Genomic DNA, 3,381 nt, shown 5'->3' on the forward strand with positions numbered 1-3,381 from the left:
CCGGCCTGACCGACAAGCAAATCCGGGGGGTCGACGCCCTGGTCACCGGCTGGCACGGGCAGGGCGGGGTGGCGGTGGGGTCGTCGTCGCCGGGCGAGAGATTGTTCGCGGGCCGCCGCGACGGCCTGCTGACGCTGTGGCGTGAGCCGGTCCGTTAACCGCAATATTGGGGCTGCCGTTGGTTATTCGCCCGCCGTCGTGGCACTCTGTGGGCGTGGCCCAGATCTCCTCGGCGATCACCCCCGCTCAGCCCGCGGAGCTTTACCCCGGGGATATCAAGTCTGTCCTGCTTACGTCGGCGCAAATTCAGGCGCGCATCGCCGAACTCGGCCACGAAATCGGTGAGAGCTACCGCGACGCCGCGACCGAGACCGGTCAGGATCTGCTACTGATCACCGTGCTCAAGGGCGCTGTGATCTTTGTCACTGACCTGGCCCGGGCGATCCCGCTGCCTACCCAGTTCGAGTTCATGGCCGTCAGCTCGTACGGGTCGTCAACGTCATCGTCGGGCGTGGTGCGGATCCTCAAGGATCTGGACCGCGATATCGAGGGCCGTGACGTCCTGATCGTGGAGGACGTCGTGGACTCGGGACTCACCCTGTCCTGGCTGTTGCGCAACCTCAAGACGCGGCACCCGCGGTCGCTGCGGGTGTGCACGCTGCTGCGCAAGCCCGACGCACAGGGCGCCCACGTGGACATCGCCTACGTGGGCTTCGACATTCCCAACGACTTCGTCGTGGGCTACGGCCTCGACTACGACGAGCGCTACCGGGACCTGTCCTACATCGGCACGCTGGACCCCAGGGTCTACCAGCAGTAGCCCCGGCTCGTCGGGCTCAATCCAATGGCGTCGACCCGCTGCGCCCGGCTACGCCGCGCTTGCGATCGCCGCTAGTCCAACTCCCACACCGCGGTCACCGAGAAGTTCACGGTTTGCTGGCCGGGCTCCAGCGGAACCATGGACGGCATGGCCCGCGGCGCACCGACCGGCGGTGGGGTGGCGCCGGTGGCCTCCGAGATGGACAGCACCCGGCCCAGCCGAAGCCCGGATAGCTGGGCGTACTGCTCGGCGCGGTTCTTGGCGTCGTTGAACGCGCGCGACCGGGCGTCCTTCACCAGCTGCGAATCGTCGGCGATGGAATAGCGAACCGACTTGATCCGGGTGGCGTCGCCGCCGGTGCCGACGATGAGGGCCAGCAGCCGCGACGCGGCGTCCGTCGGGTGGATCTTGACGGCGATGGCGTTGGTGGCGCGGTAGGCGCTGATGGCAGCGGTGCCGCTGGGCTCCGGGTTGTTGTATTCGGGGGACAGGGTGACCTCGGTGGTGCTGATGTCCTTACGGTCGATGCCGGCGCCGGTCAGTGCGTTGATCACCGCCTGTTGCCGGTCATTGGTCTGGTTCATCGCGGTGGTGACGTCGGGTGCGGTGAATTCGATGCCGACGTCGGCGGTCAGGGTGTCCGGGACGCCCTGGACCTGGCCGGTGCCCACGACCGTGACCTGACGGGGGTTGGCCCCGGGCTGTGGCGCGTTGTGCTTGTCGCACGCCGACATCGCGGCGATGGTCAGGCCGGCCGCGACCGCTCCGATCGATCGGCGGACAAACTTCGAGGCATTCGGTGCGACCGGCATGCCTGGCACCCTAGCGTCCGGGCCGCGGTCGGCGGGCGCGATTTACGCCGCGGCGTTGTCGGCGTTTCGGCCGAAGTCGCCGGCTTCGTTCAGCCCGCATACGCGAACGATGAGGTGCGACAGTGTGGTTGATGCAAGCGCCATGACGATTATCGGCACCAGCGGCAGGTCCAGGACCAAAGTCACCCACAGCAGGGCGGGCATTGCGACCGGCCACGCCCGGGCGGACCCGTCTCCTGCGCCGCGGGCAAACCGGGGCGGGCAGCACAGAGGCCTCATATGAGTACATATATGGCCTCAAATATGTTTACACACAACATTTTTCATACGTTCTCCAAAAGTCGCAGCATTCCAGATCAGCTAAGTGAACAGTTTCCGTCCCGACCGTGAATTAGCGCCTCTGGGGCTGTCATCTCGAGACACGACTGACCTAACGTGTCGAGGCGTCCGACTCGGCACCTAGACGAGTGCCCGAGAACTATTGATGTGAAAGGGTTTTGAGACGTCATGTCTTTTCTGATGGCGCAGCCGGAAATACTGGATGCGGCTTCCCGCGAGCTGAACCGGATCAATGCGGCCGTGCGGGAGGGAAGTTCGGCGGTGGCGGTTCCCACGACCAGTGTGGCTCCCGCCGCGGCCGACGCGGTATCGATATTGACAGCGCAACAGTTCTCCCGGCACGGCCAGCTGTTCCAGGAAATCAGCGCGCAGGCCGCGGTGGTTCGTGAGCAGCTGGCGACGATGCTCGGCATCAGCGCCGGTTCGTACGCCGCCACGGAGATCGCCAACACCGCCGCGGTCGGTTAGGCGAGCTCGCGATGCTCGATTTTGCGCAGTTGCCGCCCGAGATCAACTCCGCGTTGATGTACTCGGGACCCGGCTCAGGCCCGCTCCTGGCGGCCGCGGCGGCCTGGGACGGCCTGGCCGCCGAGCTGCATTGCGCGGCTTCCGCCTACGCGGCGGTGATCGCGGGGCTGGCCGACGGACCGTGGCAGGGGCCGGCCGCCGCGTCCATGCTGACGGCGGTACTTCCGCAGGTGGCGTGGTTGCGCGACACGGTCGGTCGGGCCGAACACGTTGCCGCTCAGGCGGTAGCGGCGGCGGGCGCCTACGAGGCGGCGTACGCCGAAACGGTGCCACCGCCGGTGATCGCGGCGAACCGGGCGTTGCTGACGGAGTTGCTGGCGACGAACTTCCTCGGCCAGAACATCCCGGCCATTGCGGCCACCGAGGCCCAATACGGTGAGATGTGGGCGCAAGACGCCGCCGCGATGTACGGATACGCCGGAACGTCGGCCGCCGCGTCGACGTTGCCGCCGTTCGAGCCGGCCGAACTCGCGACCAACCCGGCCGGCGCGGCCTCTCAGGCCGCGGCGGTGGCCCAAGCGACCAATCCCACCGGGACCGCCTCTCAGGCCGCGGCGGTGGCCCAAGCGACGAACAATCCTGCGTTCTCCCTGGGCGGCATCAGCCTCAACCCCGAAGGCGATGGCCTGGTGGTGAGCGGCCCGCTGGGTGATTTGTTGGAGGGCCTGACCGGATCGCAAACGTTGGATGCCAGCACGCCGTTCGACGCATTCATCCGGTTGATTTCGCCGACGCGGCTTTTCACCACCTCGTTCAAAGACATCCAGAGCCTCGCGCAGGGCTTCATGCCAGCCGCGAAGTCCGCAGCCGAGGGGGTCGCCAAAGCCGCGGAAGCGGCTGTCCCCGCGGCCGTTTCGGGCGCGGGGCTGGGCTCGATGGGCG

At 67.3% G+C, this 3,381-nt stretch carries 5 protein-coding genes and 1 pseudogene; 4 read left to right on the forward strand and 2 right to left on the reverse strand.

Going from position 1 to position 3,381, the window contains the following annotated elements; genetic code table 11:
* Together DQP58_RS26235 and hpt are read left to right on the forward strand one after the other, a co-directional pair.
* Positions 1–158, forward strand: a pseudogene (locus DQP58_RS26235) (tRNA lysidine(34) synthetase TilS); the annotation flags it as partial.
* A gap of 50 nt (positions 159–208) precedes the next feature.
* Positions 209–820, forward strand: coding sequence for a hypoxanthine phosphoribosyltransferase (hpt, locus tag DQP58_RS26240; protein ID WP_064885228.1), 612 nt, complete (start codon positions 209–211; stop codon positions 818–820).
* 71 nt (positions 821–891) lie between these two features.
* Here hpt and DQP58_RS26245 read toward each other — a convergent pair whose 3' ends face one another.
* Together DQP58_RS26245 and DQP58_RS26250 are read right to left on the reverse strand one after the other, a co-directional pair.
* Complete coding sequence (locus DQP58_RS26245; protein ID WP_112710950.1) at positions 892–1,632, reverse strand: SIMPL domain-containing protein; 741 nt, start codon at positions 1,630–1,632, stop codon at positions 892–894.
* Between the two features lie 42 nt (positions 1,633–1,674).
* A complete protein-coding gene (locus DQP58_RS26250; protein WP_240630164.1) occupies positions 1,675–1,836 on the reverse strand; it encodes a hypothetical protein in 162 nt (53 codons plus the stop codon).
* A 303-nt stretch (positions 1,837–2,139) separates the two neighbouring features.
* Between DQP58_RS26250 and DQP58_RS26255 the strand changes: the two genes are divergently transcribed.
* Positions 2,140–2,439 (forward strand): PE family protein, encoded by a 300-nt coding sequence (locus DQP58_RS26255; protein WP_112710952.1) that lies wholly within the window; start codon positions 2,140–2,142, stop codon positions 2,437–2,439.
* Positions 2,440–2,450: 11 nt separating this feature from the next.
* The coding region (locus DQP58_RS26260; protein WP_133259448.1) for a PPE family protein at positions 2,451–3,381 on the forward strand (931 nt) is incomplete at its 3' end.

Origin of the sequence: Mycobacterium colombiense, assembly GCF_003284975.1 — a bacterium.
In the GTDB taxonomy this organism is placed as follows: domain Bacteria; phylum Actinomycetota; class Actinomycetes; order Mycobacteriales; family Mycobacteriaceae; genus Mycobacterium; species Mycobacterium europaeum_A.